Origin of the sequence: Lagierella massiliensis (genome assembly GCF_001407835.1) — a bacterium.
Lineage (GTDB): Bacteria > Bacillota > Clostridia > Tissierellales > Peptoniphilaceae > Mediannikoviicoccus > Mediannikoviicoccus massiliensis.
Window position 1 is genome coordinate 443,869 of record NZ_CYUO01000005.1, and the last position, 18,522, is coordinate 462,390.

The 18,522-nt window shown below is 32.8% G+C and carries 8 protein-coding genes; 7 read left to right on the plus strand and 1 reads right to left on the minus strand.

The window, feature by feature from the left end; genetic code table 11:
• Positions 1–82 precede the first annotated feature (82 nt).
• From BN2746_RS05720 to BN2746_RS05735, 4 genes are all read left to right on the plus strand, one after another.
• The gene (locus tag BN2746_RS05720; protein WP_055078833.1) at positions 83–11,137 is read left to right on the plus strand and encodes a cell wall-binding repeat-containing protein; all 11,055 of its coding nucleotides are present in this window, start codon (positions 83–85) and stop codon (positions 11,135–11,137) included.
• A gap of 72 nt (positions 11,138–11,209) precedes the next feature.
• On the plus strand, positions 11,210–11,776 hold the full coding sequence (locus tag BN2746_RS05725) for a helix-turn-helix domain-containing protein (protein ID WP_055078319.1): 567 nt from the start codon (positions 11,210–11,212) through the stop codon (positions 11,774–11,776).
• A complete protein-coding gene (locus tag BN2746_RS05730) occupies positions 11,740–12,591 on the plus strand; it encodes an IS3 family transposase (protein WP_077064906.1) in 852 nt (283 codons plus the stop codon). The genes BN2746_RS05725 and BN2746_RS05730 overlap by 37 nt, the downstream gene beginning before the upstream one ends.
• Positions 12,592–13,809: 1,218 nt before the next feature.
• On the plus strand, positions 13,810–14,739 hold the full coding sequence (locus BN2746_RS05735; RefSeq protein ID WP_055078834.1) for a putative ABC transporter permease: 930 nt from the start codon (positions 13,810–13,812) through the stop codon (positions 14,737–14,739).
• A gap of 57 nt (positions 14,740–14,796) precedes the next feature.
• Here the strand turns inward: BN2746_RS05735 and BN2746_RS05740 are convergent, their stop codons facing one another.
• Entirely contained in the window at positions 14,797–16,008 is a 1,212-nt protein-coding gene (locus BN2746_RS05740) for a S41 family peptidase (RefSeq protein ID WP_055078835.1), read from the minus strand.
• 177 nt (positions 16,009–16,185) lie between these two features.
• On the opposite strand from BN2746_RS05740, the gene rbr reads away from it, so the two are divergent.
• The 3 genes from rbr (at position 16,186) to yedF (ending at position 18,512) form a co-directional block, all read left to right on the plus strand.
• Entirely contained in the window at positions 16,186–16,773 is a 588-nt protein-coding gene (gene rbr / locus BN2746_RS05745; RefSeq protein ID WP_055078836.1) for a rubrerythrin, read from the plus strand.
• A gap of 133 nt (positions 16,774–16,906) precedes the next feature.
• Positions 16,907–17,914: a hypothetical protein gene (locus BN2746_RS05750; RefSeq protein WP_055078837.1), complete on the plus strand. Its 1,008-nt coding sequence runs from the start codon at positions 16,907–16,909 to the stop codon at positions 17,912–17,914.
• Between the two features lie 13 nt (positions 17,915–17,927).
• The gene (gene yedF / locus BN2746_RS05755) at positions 17,928–18,512 is read left to right on the plus strand and encodes a sulfurtransferase-like selenium metabolism protein YedF (RefSeq protein ID WP_055078838.1); all 585 of its coding nucleotides are present in this window, start codon (positions 17,928–17,930) and stop codon (positions 18,510–18,512) included.
• The last annotated feature ends 10 nt before the right edge of the window (positions 18,513–18,522 follow it).

The window sequence follows — 18,522 nt, forward strand, 5'->3', positions numbered from 1 at the left end:
ATTCTTACTTAGTGCATGGTATGATGAATTAAAATATATCTAAAAAATAGGAATTATAGAATAATGGATAGGAGGAAGAAAGTTGAAGAAATTTGTTAAACAGGGATTAAGTGGTTTATTAGCGATTGTTATGCTTTTAACTGGAATGCCTTTGAAAAGCTTTGCAGCGGCTTCGGTAAACCATGATGATCTAATTAATCAAAAATCTCGATATGTTAACGAGATGAAGGTTAATCCAGTTACTCTGGAGGAGGGCAAAAAGGCTGCGGATTATATTAAAAATCCAGCGATGCCAAAGCTATTTACCATGCGTGCAGATTTTAAAGTGCCACGTAATGATGAAGAAATTGTTGGATACCAACCATATATTGCCACAGTGGGTGACAAGGACTACACTTATAAAGACATTAATGGTGTAGATGGTAATAAGGTATTAACTGATGAAGAAAAGTCTAAGATAGATAAAAAAATTAATTTGCCCGGTATTGATGGATATACTGCACCGACACCAAGTTTTAATGTAAATTATGATTATATTAAGAATAATGCAGAAAAAGGAAACTTGGATGGAGATGAGTACAAGGGTGAACATCCATATCTTTATATTCCAAAACAAGGAACAATAAAGATAAAACACACTTTCCAAAAACTTGAAAATCGAGATGTGTATGACAAAAAAGATGGAGAAGAAAACTATATCTACACATATCAAACAGGTGTTACTGGAACTGCTGTTACCATAAAGGCTTTAGATGGTGAACAAATTTCTGGCTATGTTCCTGAAGTAAATGTTCTCACAACACAAGTACCACAAAATTCAGCTGAGTTTGAAATAGAAATGCGTTATAACCGTGCAATTTTTGATGTGAAATTTAATTCTGACGGTGGTACTGACTTGCCTGGAATGACTCTTATCTATGGACAAACCATTCCTAAATTAAATTTTGATATTGAGAAGGCGGGTTCAACTTTGCAAGGTTGGAAGGTAAGTAAGGATATAACTTATACTGACCAAGCTGGAAATAAACAAACTCTTACTAAAGACACTCTTATTAAAAAGGAAGATTTTGAAAAGGGTGGAAAATTTCAAGATGGTATAAAATATGCTATGCCTGCAGAAAGTCTTACTTTTACTGCAGAGTGGAAAGATGAACCTAAAGCGGACTATGTAATCCAATTTTGGACTGAAAAACCAGATTACGATGACAAAGACGACACGCTACTTCTACGTGAACGTTACGATTTTATTGGTTCAAGAAGGGTAGACAATGCCGACACAGGTTCTAAGCCAGATCTAACTAATTTGGATATACATGGAATTACATTCCCAGATTTAAATGACGGAAGATTGGAAAAGGCTCAAGATAGCAAAGAAGAATTTGAAAGATATTTTTTCTTAAATGAAGATTTGACTAAGAAACAAAATGCATCAAAGGACAATCCTGACGTACAAAAATCTGTGTTATCCACAGGAGAAACTGTCTACAATGTCTACTACGACCGCAGAGTATATACTCTTTACTTTACAGCCGCTAATGAAGCGGGATGGGATCCATCGTCTAGCTATTGGCCTACTTTAACAAGAAATGGACAAGTCATAGGCAAAAAGGGATCTCCTTATAAAGTAGAGGCTCGCTTTAACCAAAGCTTAGATAAAATTTGGCCAAGGGACGAGGAAATTTCAGGCCTTCCGCCTGCAAGCAGTGCAGAGGGTGTAGACATGGGCCCAATAGGATGGACAATTAACGTTAATGAAATAGGAGAACTAATTTTTCGTGACACACCTCCTTATCGCTTAAGTGCAGAAGATTTTATCGACAGTCAAGATGTAGTGGGTACAGGAGATTTTGAGGGACATGGTCATGGAGATAAAATACCTATAGGAGAAAATGAAACAAAAGATAGGGGCAAATATGAGATTTCTCTGGCAGCGACATCCTGGGCTGAATCCGTTGTCCACCACATTGATATTATCAAGGACGATTTCGATGGCAAGGAGCAAATAGATTATGACCTTTCCTATTGGAAGAGTGACACTAATACATTCTATGCTTTCATTTTACCTAATCTTCAAGGCTTTACCCTTAAAAAAGAGACAAGGGAAGCAGAATGGGTATTGGAGAAACCAACAACTAATTTATATAGAACTATTGACGAGTTAAATAATGCGAGAAATGAAAAAACGCCTTTTAGAAGCGATGCCGATAAGATAGAATATATCGATAAATTTCCTTGGGGTACAAAATACTTTGATGGGAAAAATGCATACAATTATGCAAACTACTCTCGTAATAGTTACAAATTAAAATTAAATAACGACCCTAAGACAGTAAAAAACGACAATGAATATGGCGCAGGTAATATTTTAGATGTGCCTTATGAAAAGCCACTAAAGGATTTGAAATTAGACACAACTAATGTTCCAAATAAACCTGATTGGGTACCTGAAAAGTGGGGATTTAAAGGTTGGGCTCTTGATCCGGCTGGTGAAAACTTGATACAGGATGGTAATGAAACAAAACTTCATTATGACCAAGTTCTCTATGCTAAATGGGCAGAACCGGATACTATTTGGAAGGTAAAATTTGATCCAAATGGTGGTAGTTTAGTCGATTTAAGTGAAAAAAATATAACCAATGAAACTGAAGAACTTGAAGTTGACGGTGTAACTCATACCTATCCAGAAAAAATTGATGGAGAAGAAAATACATTTAATTTTGTCCACAATATGACCATCAAAGAACCTCAAGACAAATTTAAAAATATAATTGAACCTAAAAGAGATGGCTACAACTTTGCTGGTTGGGAAATTGTAAGATATACAAAGGATGAAAAAGGTAATGACACTACGACTGTGGATACAAGTTACAAAGACTTATATAAAGTTCCTGAAATGTATCATTTTGGTAACGAAGTTGTAGGAAATGTTCATCTTAGAGCAATTTGGAATAAAAAAGACCTAATAATAGTTGAAGCAATTCACCACTTCTTGGATGTAAATTACAAAGAAAAATCTAAAGAAGTACAAAATCTTTATAACAGAAGAGTTGGATCTTATACAACTGGTCTTGCAAGTAGACAAGGGGATAAATATTTACTTGTTCCACAAGCTGAGTGGGAGGCCCTTGAAGATGCAAATCCTGATTATAAAAAATATAAGGAAGAAACTAAAAGAGAAAACAGTTACAATCAAATTTTAAGAGTAAATCCTCTAAAAATTTACAATCCTCAAACAGGACAGTCTATATATAATCCTGATGCGAAGAACAATAGATTTGAATTCTTCTACAGACCATTTAAGGAAAGAGTTTATGAAGTAAATTATCTTGACGATAGGGGCAGAGAAGAAGTAGAAGCTTTTATGGAAAAAGCTAAGGCGTCCTATCAAAAATTAAAAGATGACAATTCTATGTCTCCAGAAGATAAGAGTAAAGCCTATAAGGATCTTATTGCAAAGAACAAGACTGACTTTAAGGCAATAAAAGATAAATACTCTATTATTTCAAATGAAAAAGTTGTAAATGGAAAGCGTCACTACGATGCCAGAAACTTTAGAGTGATTCCTGGCTGGGTTTTAAATGACAAACCTCAACAACAATTGTTCTTTGATTTATATGAAGACACAGATACTTTTGCTGGTATAAATGAAACTGGTATGGATGAAATTAACTTCTTCTACAAGGATGTAAGAGTTATAGAAGTTAAAGACCCAGAGGATCCAGTTCCAGAAGGTTATGTAAGAATAAAATTTGTTGCAGAAAATGGTGGCTCTTTTACAGATAGTAAGAACAATCCAGTTAAGGAACTTTACTACGATGTTATTGTTGGACTTAACTCTAATAACCTTCCAGTTCCAGAGGAAGTAAAGGAAGGGGAAACAAAAGTTGAAGGCAATTACAATATTGCACCTGATGCAGGAAAGAAATTTACTAAGTGGGATAATGAAAAACTACTAAATAAAGATACAATCATAAACAAGAGTTATGTATTTACAGCCTACTTTGATTGGTCAGGAGTAAAGGTAAATGAAATTGTAAAAACAGAAGCTTACAAAGATAACAATGGCAACTGGACAAATGATTTTGCTCCGACTATTGATGAGTTAAAGAAACAAGTTAAGTGGGTTAATAAAGACGGCAAGGAAAGTGATTTGCCAAATGATGCAGTTATAACTTTACTTGACGAGGCTGGAAATGAAATTACTCAAGATGGTATTTATGAAAAAGTTAAAGAATTAAACAGAGATGACTCAACTGAACTTGTTAGAACAGTAAAATTCCCTGCAAAGATAAAATTTGCAGATAATTCGGTTCAAGAAATTGAAATTCCTGTAAAGATTTATAAAAATGTATACGAAGCTTTGACATCAGGAGAAATGCCAAAGGTTCTAAAAGATGCAACATCAGCTGATGGCGACTTGGCATATGTAACAGGAAAGTATGTAAAAGTTACAGTAAATCCAACAGGAAAACCTGGAGAAAAAGACTCTAAGATTTACTATGTAAATCCAAATGCTTGGGTAGAAATTCCAGAGATTGAATTGACTGAAGAAGAAAAGAAAGATCTTGGATTCACTCATTGGTCAGCTGATAAAGACAACCAAAATGAAAATGGAATTTATGATTTTACTAAACGTCATAAATTCACAGAAGACACTGTTATTAAGCCTGGTTTCACAAAGGATGTTGTACCTCAAGAAGGAGAAGACAAACCACCAGTACCTGATAATTTTGTAAAGGTAACAGTTAAAACTACAGATAAGGCAAAGACAGAATATACTAAAACATTCTGGGTAAATCCAACTAAGGAAGTAACCATTCCAGTTACAAATCCAGTTGGAAAGACTTTAGATAAAACAGATACACAAGAAGCTATGGCTTATACTTTCAAAGAGTGGAAGTCAGATAAAGAAAATCTTGGACCTTGGACAGAATCTATTACGGCTAAGTTCACAGAAGAAACTGTAATTACAGCTGAATACGATGATGTAAAAAATATTATCCCTTATAATCCAGAGGAACCTGTAGAAAGACCAGATGGATATGTAAGAGTTTCATTTGTAGCTGAAGAAGGACTTACACTATCAAATGTTAAATATTACTATGTAAAGGCAAATGCTGGTGTTAAACTTGGTAGCACAGAATTAGATAAACCAGATGTTGAAGCAAAAACAGGTTATGAGTTTACAAATTGGGATAAAGATGATGAACTTGAAATAACAGATTCTGATATTGTAGTTAAAGCTTTATCAAAAATACTATCAGATACAATTGAGAAAAATGATGATACTGAAAAGCCAAAGAACTATGTAGAAGTTAAGTTTGTGGCTGGAGAAAATGGTTCACTAAAAGATGGGGAAACAAAAATTGAAGAAAAAACTTATTTTGTAAACCCTAATAAGTATGTAAAACTAATACCACCAACTGTAGTTGGAGATACTGGATATGAGTTTGGAGCATGGGATAAGGATGCTACAATACCAACAGTTTACGAAAAAGATGTTACAACTATTACAGCACAATTTAACCAAATAGATGCAGTAAGTAAAGAAGAAAAGCCTGGATATGTAAAAGTTACCTTTGAAATTGAAGGAGAAGGTGGAAAAATTGTTGATGGGGAAACAAGTGCTTACTATGTAGATCCAAATCGTAAGGTTACAATTGAATCACCAAAAACAAAAGCGAAGATTGGATATAAATTTGAAAAGTGGAATCCTGATACTGCTACTCCAAGTCAATATACAGAGAAAGAAACCGTAATAAAAGGTACTTTCACAAAACTTGACAATGTAATTCCAGGAGATCAAGAAAAACCTGAAGGATATTTAACCATAATCTTTGATAAAGGAATCCATGGAAAATCTATAACAGGTCAAACAGTATTTTATATAAAACCAGGAACATCATTTGGAGAAATAAAAAACAGACCAATAGCAAAATCAGAAATAGGATATTGGTTTAAAGGCTGGGGAGTTTCAGAGAAAAAAATATGGAGACAATTTGGAGAAACCATATATGGACAACATAGGAAGTTAGAGGATGTAATTCCAAAGACAAAGGATGACGAGTCAGAAAAGCCAGAAGGATACATTGCAGTAACTTTCTCTACAGAAAAAGATGGAAAGATAAAAGGTACTGATAAAACAGAAAAAGTTGTTTATGTAAATCCAACGATTGGAGTTTCATTAAAGGGTTTTGATCCAGAAGTTACACCAAACACAGGATTTGATTTTGCAACTTGGGATATACAAATTGAAAAGAAAATTCAATATTCTGATGGAGATGTAATAAAGGCTCTTTACAACGAAAAAGATAATGTAATTCCTCAAGAAAAAACTGATGGTTCAGATAAACCAGCAGGATATTTAACAGTAACCTTTGACAAAGGTGAACATGGTAAGTTAAGTGGAAAGACTGTTTATTATGTAAAACCTGGTGTAGAAGTTACAGTACCTGCACCAACAGTTACACCAGAAACTGGCTGGAAACAAAAAGCTGGAGCTGAAGCTTGGGATAGTTCTTTAACTAATACCTTTAAAGAAAATGCAAAAATAACTGCACAATACGCTCCACTTGCGAATATAATTCCTGGAGACCAAGCAAAACCAGAAGGTTATGTAACAGTGACATTTGTTGCAGATGACAATGGAAGTCTATCAGGAACAACAAAATATTATGTAAATCCAAATGGGGAAGTGGACTTAACAGAACAAGCAAATGGAATAGCTAAAAATCCAAACACAGGATTCACAGCAGAAGGTGGAACTTGGGATAAAGAACTTAATCAAAAATTTGCTGAAAATACTGAAATTAAATTTAATTTCAAAGCGCTTCCTGACGTTATAGATAGTGAAGGAAATGACCAACCAAAGGGTTATGTAAAAGTAGAATTTACAGCAGATGAAAATGGAAAACTTAAAGGTGGGGACAAGACCTACTATGTAAATCGATTAAAAGAAATAAAGATTGGTTCAAAAGAACTTCCAATACCAGAACCAGAAGCAAATGAAAATTATACTTTTGATAAGTGGTTAGAAGAAATTGACAAGGCAGAAGTAATCAAAACAGACAAGAAGTATGTAGCAACATTCAAACTTAACAAAGTAACTATGGCATATGAAGCAAAAGATAAAACAGAAGGTACAGTACCAGAAGCATTATCCTATGACATAGGAACAGAAATTACTTTAGCCGGAGGCAATGATCTAAAGAAAGATAACTACGAGTTAATTGGTTGGAAGATTGGAGAAAAAGTCTATAAACCAGGAGAAAAATATACCATCACTGAAAATACAAAAGCAATAGCAGTATGGCAAGCAGGACTTCACACTGTTCAATTTGATACAAAAGGTGCAACATTTATACCTTCACAAAAAGTAGAACACGACAAAACAATAGGAGAAGTAATTGCACCACAAAAAGATGGATATACTTTTATAGGATGGACATTAGATGGAAATCCATTTGATCCTAAAGTTGACAAGGTTACAAAAGATATTACCCTTGTAGCACAATATGTAAAAGATATTGTTCCACAAGAAGGAGAAGATAAACCAAATGTACCAGATAATTATGTAAAAATTACCTTTGTAATTGATGGTGAAGGCGGAAAGATTGTTGACGGAGATACTACTGTTTATTATGTAAATCCAGAAAAGGAAGTAACCATTCCTCAACCAAAAACTGTATCTGAAACAGGATATCAATTTGACAAGTGGAACCCTGATACAAAAACAGCTAATAAATACACTGGAGACACAACAGTAAAAGGAAGTTTCACAAAACTTGATGACATTATTCCTTCAACTGATGACCAAGGAAATGAAAATCCTAAACCAGAAGGCTATGTAACAGTTACTTTCGTTAAGGGAGAACATGGAGAAATAATAAAAGGTCAAACTGTATATTATGTAAATCCAGAAGCAAACCCAACTAAAACTTTAGCTGATATTGAAAAGCCAAAGGTAAAAGCAGATACAGGTTATAAATTCAAGAATTGGGATTTTGTTGATACAAAGGAAATAATAAGTGATATTAAAGTTACTGCACAATATGATTCTATTGAGGATGTAATTCCAAAGACAAAAGATGACGAGTCAGAAAAACCAGAAGGCTATATCACAGTTACTTTTGTTAAGGGAGAACATGGAAAAGAATTAAAAGGACAATCAATTTACTATGTAAATCCAAATAAGGCAGTGGTCCTTAAAGATAAAGCTCCTAAAGCTATTCCAAATAAAGGATATGAATTTGCAAGATGGGATGTATCCATTGATCAAGCAATTCAATATGAAGACGGTGCTGAAATCACAGCTCTTTACAATGATCCAGGTAATATTTCAACAACAGAAGTAGATGGATATGTAAAGGTTGAATTTAATGAAGGTAAACATGGTACTCTTGAAGGAACTACTGAGTACTGGATTAAACCAGGAGTAGAAGTAAATGTTCCAGCGCCAACAGTTAAAGCAAATGTTGGATATAAATTTGATAAATGGGACAAGAAATTAACAGTAAATCTAAAAGTAGATGATCCAACTTATGTAATCACAGCAGGTTATACGTCACTTGATGATATAATCCCTCAAAAGAATACAGATGGTTCAGACAAACCAGAAGGATACTTTACAGTAACATTTAAAGCTGTTAATGGAAGTTTTTCAGGAACTACAGTTTACTATGTAAAGCCTAATGTAGAAATTGATTTAACAGATACAGCAGATGCAATTACTAAAACTCCAAATGTAGGTTTTATTGCTGAAGGTGGAACTTGGGACCCAGCAATAGTGAGTAAGGAATACACAAAAAATGCTGAATATACATTTACATTCAAAGCATTACCTGATGTAATCGAAAAGATAGACGAAGGTACAAAGAAACCAGATGGATATGTAACTGTAACTCTTATTCCAACAAATAAGGCAAAAGATGCAACAAATAAAGTTTATTTTGTAAATCCAACTAAGGAAATTACAATTTCAAACAAGCCAGAAGGAAAGAAAGAAACAATTAGTGGAATTGAATACAATTACACATTCAATGGTTGGACAGTGACAAGAGGCACAATAGCATCTTGGAGTGATGAAAATATTAAGGGAACATTTACTCAAGATACTGAAATCACTGCTAAGTATTCTACTAATGTAAAACCTGGAGAATTAATACCTGCTCCAGTCCCAAAGAAAGATGTTGTAACAGCAAAGGGAGATATACCAAAACCAGAGGATTTGATTGAAAATATTCCGGGAATTGGTAATAACCCACTACCAGAAAATACAACATTCAAATATACCGAAAATGGTACACCTAATGTGGATAATCCAGGGGAAACAACTGCAAAGATTGAAGTGAAATATCCAAATGGCGATATTGTTATAATTGATGTACCAGTAACTGTTGTAGACAATGTTGTTCCACAAAATGGAAAAGACAAACCAAATGTTCCAGATAATTATGTAACAGTTACCTTTGCGATTGATGGTAAAGGTGGAAAGATTGTTGAAGGCGAAACTATCACTTACTTTGTAAATCCAGAAAAAGAAGTAACAATTAATCAACCAAAAACTGTAGCAGATACAGGTTACGAGTTCGACAATTGGGATGTAGATACTTCAACAGCTAAGAAATATGATAGTGACACAAAAGTTAAAGGAAAATTCAATAAGCTTGAAGATATTATTCCAGGAACTAATGATGATGGAACACTAAAAGAAAAACCTGAAGGCTATGTAACTGTAAGATTTTTAGTAGACAAGAATGGAAGGTTGGATGGAGAAACAATCTATTATGTAAATCCTGAAGCAAGAAAGACTATTAAGGAAATAAAGGCTCCTAATATAATGGCAAATGCAGGATATGTAATAGGAACACCAAACTGGAAACCTGACTTAGACAGTGATGACAGCGTAATAAATAAAGATAGATATTACATTGCAAACTTGGAAACTGAAGTAATAATACCAACAGAATTCGAAATAAATTATATTTCAGGAAATCCTGAAGGTGGAACAGTTGATCCTAAGTCAGAAACGGTAAAAATAGATGGTGGAGAAATAGGAGGTTCAACAGCAACGGCAACAAAAGGTTATAAATTTATTAAGTGGATTGATGCGGAAGGAAACGAAGTATCAAAAGATGAAAAAATTGTACCAGAAAAAAGCGAATCTGCAACCTACATTGCAGTATTTGAAAAGGCTGACACTGTAATAATTGTACCTTCAAAGCCAGAAGAACCAACTAAACCAGAAGGCGATAGAATTAATGGTAAGGACAGAGTTGACACAGCTATTGAAATTTCCAAGAAGTACTTTGGACAATCAAGCACAGTAATAGTAGTAGATAGAAAAGACTTCCCAGACGCAATGACAGCTTCAGTGCTATCAAAGCTATTGAAGGCACCAATACTACTAACAGAAACAAACAAGCTTGACCCAAGAGTAGCTGCAGAAATCGAAAGACTTGGAGCAAGAGACGTAATAATCGTAGGAGGAAACTCATCAGTATCAGAAGCAGTTAAGAAAGAATTAGCTAAATTTGATAAAGACACAGTAGAAAGAATCTACGGAAAAGACAGATACGAAACATCAGCCCAAGTAGCAAGAAGAGTAGTAGGAATAACAGGAAAACTTGGACACGCAGTAGTAGCATCAGGAGAAGTATTTGCAGACGCATTAACAGTAGCACCATACGCATCAAGAGAAGGTTACCCAATACTATTAGTAAAAGAAAACACACTTTCCAAAAACTTGAAAATCGAGATGTGTATGACAAAATTAGCTATAAACAAAGTAACAATAGCAGGTGGATACACAACAGTAAACAAATCATTAGAAACTTCACTACCAACAGTAGTAGAAAGACTAAGAGGCAAATCAAGATACGAAACAGCTATTGATATAGCAAACAAGAAGTTTAGTTCAGCAAAAGAAATATTCCTTGCAAACGGAGAAGAGTGGATGGACGCACTTGTAATAGGACCAGTAGGCGGAATCTTAGACATGCCAATCCTATTAACAGAAGCAAACAGCGCACCAAAATCACTAAGAGACTATATCGCAAAAGCAAAAATAGAAAAGATAACAGGAATAGGCGGTAGAAGTATGGTAAGTGATAGAGTTCTAAGCGAACTAAGCAAATAGGAAAAAGAAAAAGAACTTGGGAGAATGATATGTACCCTCTTTACTGGACAAACCAGTAAGGAGGGTATTTTTATGAAATATAGTTATGAATTCAAAAAAGAATGCGTACAATTGTATAGAGAAGGTAAATGGCCTGATACACCTGAAGGAGTTGAAGAAAAAAACTTTCATGATTCAATTAGAAAGTGGTTTAGGTTAGAAGAACTTCATGGACCAGAAATTTTAAAACATGGAAGTAATATTAATTGGACACCTGATGAGAAATTAGAAATTGTATCTAAAGTGATAGCTGGAAAATCAATAAAGTCTACTGCAATAGAAAAAGGAATTAATGAGGGACAACTTTATTCATGGGTTAACAATTACAAAATTTATGGATATAATGGTCTTGTAAATAAGAAGAAAGGTCGTAAATCTAAAAATACAACCATGAAAAAGACAAATATCCATAAACCAAAAGAACTTAATGAATCTGAAAGAGAAGAGTTAATAAGACTTAGAGCAGAAAATGAATATATAAAGGCTGAAAACGAAATAATAAAAAAAGAGATCGCCTTGAGAGAAAAACGTTACGCTGCGCAACTCAAGGCGAAAAAGCAGCGATTGTCAAACAACTCAAAGACAAAGGATACAAACTAAAATATCTTTTAATAGCTATTGATTTGCCAAGGTCAACATACTATTTTGAAATGAAAAAAGTTGATGTTGTTAGTATTAGGAATAAGCATATAGAAAATAAGATATCTGAGATATTCACCTATCATAAAGGAAGATACGGTGTCAGAAGAGTATATAGAGAATTATTGAATCAAGGATATACAATAAATCATAAAAGAGTTCAAAGGATAATGCATGAACTAAAACTATTTGGAAAAAGACCTAAAGAAAAATATCACTCATATAAGGGAAAAACAGGTAAAGTAGCTGATAATATAATAAATAGAGATTTCAATGCAGATAGACCTCTACAAAAATGGACCACTGATGTATCTCAATTTAACTTCTCATGGGGTAAATGCTACATTTCTCCAATACTTGATATGTATACCAACGAGATTATCTCTTACGATTTATCCTTAAGTCCTAATTTAAAACAAATATCTAATATGTTAACAAAAGCATTTAGCAAATTTCCAAAACTAAATGACTTGATACTTCATTCAGATCAAGGTTGGCAATACCAACATAATTATTACGTAAATGAACTAAAAAAACATGGCATAAAACAATCAATGTCAAGGAAAGGCAATTGTTATGATAACTCTATCATGGAAACATTTTTTGGCAGGTTAAAAAATGAAGTTTTTTATGGTTATGAAAAGAGCTATAGTTCTTTTGAAGAATTTTCAAGAACAATTGAGGAATATATATATTATTACAATAACGAAAGAATTCAATCAAAAACAAAATGGATGCCACCTATAAAATATAGGATAGCATCCTCTTGCAAATAATTAATTTAATAATGTGTCCAGTTTTATGGGTACACATCAGAAATCCTGAGTTCTTTTTGTTTTCTAATTGTTCTCAAGGGGGGAAAGGCACCGTTCCTACGGTTCCTATCCCCCTTGAACCCACTTTACCTCCCAACGACTCGGGGAAACCCCGAGACCCCTTTGGGAAAGTGGAAGAAAATCTGTTGAATTTTCTGCTTTTGGTAATTTTGCTTTGTAGAATTTTAAATTAATACTTTTTTATTTCTAAGAAAATTTTACGTTTTACAGAGATGTTTCGACTCGCTTTGCTCGCTCAACATGACAGTGACGACATATTTTTATTGAAATAGAGAGAAATACTTTCTTGGATGTCATTCTGAGCGGAAATTTTTTTGGAACAAAAAAATTGTAGTCGAAGAATTCTTGACCTAACAGAAGACGAAGTCTTCGTTGTAGGTCAAATGTCGATCTCGTTTCACTTTCTAAAAGAAAGTGTCAGAAGGCGACCTCGTGAACTTTCATTTAGAAAGTTCACGCTAAAGTTTAATAGTTTATTTTGTATGGTCATACCCTATTACTTAATTATTTATAATTTAATATTTCTTTTAACCAAGGGGAAAGCTAAGAAACCTTTTCGTATGGTTTCTATCGATTTCCCCTTGAAATCCCATTTTTCTTACCTTCCAAACGATTCAGGACTGACGTCCTGAAAACCTGCGTAATAAGTGGAAGAAAATCTGTTGGATTTTCTACTTTTGTTAATTTTGTTTTGTAGAATTTTAAATTACTACGTTTTTAACTTCAACAATATATTCTCTTTATAGAGATCCTTCGAGTCGCTGCGCTCCATCAGGATGACAGAGGAGGATTTTCACAGAGATGTTTCGCATGGCTACGATCCATCAACATGACAGCATGGTGAGTTTCTCCTTCCTCGTGTCATTCTAAGCTGAAAAATTCCGTAGAAATTTTGAAGTCGAAGAATTCTTGAACTAACAGAAGACGAAGTCTTCATTGTAGGTCAAATGTCGATCTCGTTTCACTTTCTGAAAGAAAGTGTCAGGAGGCGACCTTGTTCTTTTCTTGAAAGGCCCAGCTAAAAGTTTTTATTTTCATAAACTGATATTGTTATAGAAAGGTAGATTATGATAAAATTTATTGAAGAACAGAAATTATTTTTTTGAATTAAATAATTATTTGTTTACTTATTTTATAAAGGAGAATTGTGGTTTTAATATGGAATATTTTTATAAATTAATTCTGCTATTTTTTTTGTATTCCTTTTTAGGATGGATTATAGAAGTAGTTTTAAAGTATAGACAGTACCACAGGTTTATTAATAGGGGATTTTTAATTGGTCCATATTGTCCTATATATGGTAGTGGTGTTGTGCTTGCAACTTTTTTAAATGATATGTTGGCGCCTTTAGAGTCATCTTTTGGGACAAGTTTTCTTATTTCCTTTATATTTTGTGGGCTGCTTGAATATTTAACTTCATATTTCTTTGAGAAAAAATATCATGCAAGATGGTGGGACTATTCTCAAAAGCCGATGAATTTAAATGGTCGTGTATGGATAGGAAATTTACTTTTATTTGGTCTCGCAGGGATGGTTATTACAAGAATTTTCAATCCTGTCTTCTTTGAGATTATTGATAGTTTAAAGCAGGTGACTGTTTATATATTGGTTGGGATATTGGGGACTGCTTTTTTAACTGACTACATATTTTCCAGATTTATAATGAGTTTGCTTAAAAAGGGAATTGAAAGTAGTGAGGCTGATAGTAGTGAAGAGATTGCTAAGGAAGTTAGGGAACTTCTAAAGGATAAAAATTTATTCTATAGTCGTATTATAGATGCATATCCAAATGTTCAATTTAGAACTAAAAAGGTTAAGGAAAGGCTTGAAAGGATTATTCAAGAAGGAGAGAATATCCATATGATGGCTGAGGAAAAGTTAAATGATTTTAATGAACAGGTTAAGAAGGGGAAGGAAATTGCCTCTAAAAATCTTATTTTAACAAGAAATCTCCAACATAATATTATTGATAATCAAAGTAAGCTTATTGAGTTATTGATGAATGGTAGTTTAACTGATGATGAGAAGACTGATTTATTGAATAAGATAGAGGAGGATAAGAAGATTTTAGAGAAGAGAATAGGTTAAATGTAATATTCAAGAAAGGATTTGCATTTTATTGAAAAGCCAAGGGTGACCTTGGCTTTAGTTAATCATATTTAGAATGTAGTCTAAGGAATCAGCATTTTGGTCAAGTGGTATTTCAGGATAGGTTCCATTTAGGTTGTTTAAGTATCCATCTTCGTTTATACCGGTACTATATGGTAGGGACAGCAATAGGTGTGATTTTGGCAATTCTACAATTGAATTTATTGGTGCAATCCCGCCGCCTTTTGTTAGTGTTCCCACTGTTTCGCCAAAGTTTGTCCTATTTGCAAATTGGCTTATAAAGTCAGCTGCTCCTGTAGTTTCTTTGCTTTGTAATATAAATACCTTACCTTTAAAGTTCGCTTTGTTAGTTCCCATGTCTTTAAAACTATAACTTTGGTAGAATGGAAATTGCTCAACTTGTTCATCTTTTTGTAAATTTACATTTCCTTTACTGTCAATGTAATCTTCACTAACTGTTATTCCAGAAATTATGTTTAAGTCTCTTAGAGTGTTAGGAAAGTCCTTTGTTCTCTGCAACACTTTAAAGTCTGCAATATTTGTGTGGTGTGAAAGTGGCTTAATAATATTTTCTATGGCATAGTCTATTGAATTTCCGTGACTTTTTCTGATGTCTATTGCTATATACTTGTATGAATTTGATTTTTCTAAAAATTCTAATATCTTTTTTTGATCTTCTATTTTGTATTTGTTGTTAAAGTCATCTACTCTAATAATGGCAACTTTGTTGTCTTGGGTGTCAAGGACCAGGTTGGAGTTTGCTTTGACTTCTTTTGTTTCTTTTTTAAACTCACTGTAGATTTTTTTTACTTCTGGATTTGTTACTATATTTTTTAGTGTAGATTCGTTTCTGTTTGAGTAGTTATTGTAAAGGTTTAAATAATTGTCATATTCTAAGATATACAAAGCTTCGTCTTGAAATTCATTCAGGTAAGACTTTATAAGGCTTTTATATTCGGGTAAACTTAAATTATTTTCTAATTTTTTTGAGTATTTATCCTTTAAGCTGTTAAAATCTAACTTATTTGAAGTAGTTAAGTATGGATAGTTAACATAGTTATTTTCTATAAGAGAAGTCAAGTATTTAAATTCTTCTTTTGAATCTAAAGAGCTGATAAATTTTTGTTCTTTATCCATGTCTTCATCTTTTGTGTTATCCTTATAAATTCTGTTGCCTGGAAGAATTAATGCGATTACAATAATAAGAACTGCTATATTCATAGTGACTATAAATTTCTTTTTATCCATAGCTCCTCCCAATTGCTTTTGATGATTTCATATTCTTTGTTGTGTCAAAGTATATTATCCTATTTGTACCCAAATTAGAAAATATTAATCGCAATATAAATTAGTAATGATTGTAAATTTCTTGACTTAAAAAATCTTAAAGGATACAATTTAAATATAAGATAATTATAGGGGGTAATTATGAATTTAAAAGATACTAAGACTATGCATAATCTTATGATTTCTTTTGCTGGTGAATCACAAGCAAGCATGAGATATAAATATTATGCAAAAGCTGCAAAAAAAGAAGAATATGTTCAAATATCAAATATATTTGAAGAAACTGCTCGTAATGAAGATCAACATGCTAAGAGATTTTTCAAGTTTCTTAACGAAGGTGGTTTAAAGGACGAAGTTGTAAATGTTAATGCTGAATATCCTGTTCTTTTAGGAACTACTGCAGAAAATCTAAAAAAATCTATTGAAGGGGAACACGAAGAAGCTTCTAATATGTATCCTGAATTTGCAAAGGTTGCAAAGGAAGAAGGCTTTGACGAAATTGCTAAAGTTTGGATAGAAATATCTGAAGTTGAAGAAGCTCATGAAACAAGATATAAAAAACTTTTAAAGAACATCGAAGAAGGAAAAGTTTTTGAAAAAGATGAAGTTGTAAGATGGAAATGCAACAATTGTGGCTACATACATGAAGGAAAATCTGCACCTGAAGTTTGTCCTGCATGTGCTCATCCACAAGGTCACTTCGAAGTTTTTAAAGAAACATATTAATAAGGAGCCTGAGAGGGCTCTTTTTTGTTTGTGTATTTTTATATGGGGTATATAATTAAGTAGAATTTTATAATAAATCCATCGGTTAATATTAAAAAAAGTTATTTAATGGTAAAATATAGATGGTGAGATTATGAAGTTTGAAAACATTTTTAAGAATAAAATTTGGATAGCTGTACCATTAGCTATATTAATAATATTTTTAATATCTTTAGTAGGTAGCAGAAGCTACACTAAGGATTTCATTAATTTACCTTTAGATGGTGACTATTCAAATATAGTTATTGGCTCAAAGGAAATATTTCTTTTAAAAGACGGATATATAGGAAGATTTTCAAAGGAAGGCAAGGAGACAAAGAGGATTAACCTTCCTTTAAAGAATGGAAGTATGTTAGGTGATGGAAAGACCATTGTCTATTTCAGCAATGCAAACATATATTTTTTAGATAAGTCTGGGAAAATCATATCCAGTCAAAAATTGAATTTTCCTATTGAAAATTGTGTTTTTTATAATAATAAAGTTCTTGCAATTGGTAAAAATGCCTATGCTATTGTGGATGTTGAAGGAAATACTCTTTTCAAAGGATTTGTTAAGGGAAGAACCATAACTTGTGATTTAAGTGATAACAAGGCTATTATAACGTCAATTATAAAGAAAGATGAAAATCAAAACAAGGTAACTTCTTTTATTTATTCTGTAGATTTGGCTTCTAAAAAAGAAACTGTTTTGACATTTCCAAGGGAAGTTATTTTTTACAATAAACTTCTTGAAGATGGACCTGTTTTAACTGTGTCTAATGTTGAAGCGAGGGTCATGAAGGATGAAGTTATTTTAGGGAAAAAGAAGACTAATGATTTTAAATCTATTGGAGCAAATGGAGATAGTATTTATATTCTTGAAAATGACAAATTTGGTGTATATGATTTAGCTCTGATAAATCAAAAGAAAATGGAGTTAAAGGGAGATTTTTCTTCCTTAGCTATATCAAAGGGCAAGGTCTATTTATATAATTCGAAGGGCTTTGCCATGTATGAAAATGGAATGATAAAAGATTTTATTCAAACAGAGGAGATACAAGATGTAATTGTGAATCCTTCGGATATTTTCTTTGTACATTCAGATTCAGTAAGTACAAAATAATAGGAGGTACAAAATGGAAAAAATTAACGCAAAGGGATTATTATGTCCAAAACCAGTAATTATTACTAAACAAAAATTAGATGAAATGAAAGAAGGAACTGTTGAAGTTGAAGTTGATAACAGAGTCTGTGTAAATAATCTTGAAAAGTTTGCACAAGGTCAAGGATTTGATTTTGATTATAAGGAATTTGCTGAAGATGATTTCCTTGTAACTATAGTTAAGTCAAAGGACTCAGTTGCTAAAGAAGAAACTTCAGGAGATGAATTTACTTTAGCTATAACTTCAAACACTATGGGTGGAGGAGAAGAAGAACTTGGTAAAATTCTTATTAAGTCTTTTGTATACACTGTTTCTCAAACAAAACCACTACCAAAGACCATTGTATTCTACAACAAAGGCGTTTTCTTAACTTGCGAAGGCTCTGAAGTTCTTGACGACTTGAAGGCTATGGCAGATCAAGGCGTTGAAATTATTTCATGTGGTACTTGCCTTGACTATTATAAATTGAAAGAAAAACTTCAAATAGGTGAAATATCAAATATGTATACCATCTATGAAAAGCTTTCATCTCCTAAGAAAAACGTAATTATAAGATAATGAAGTACTT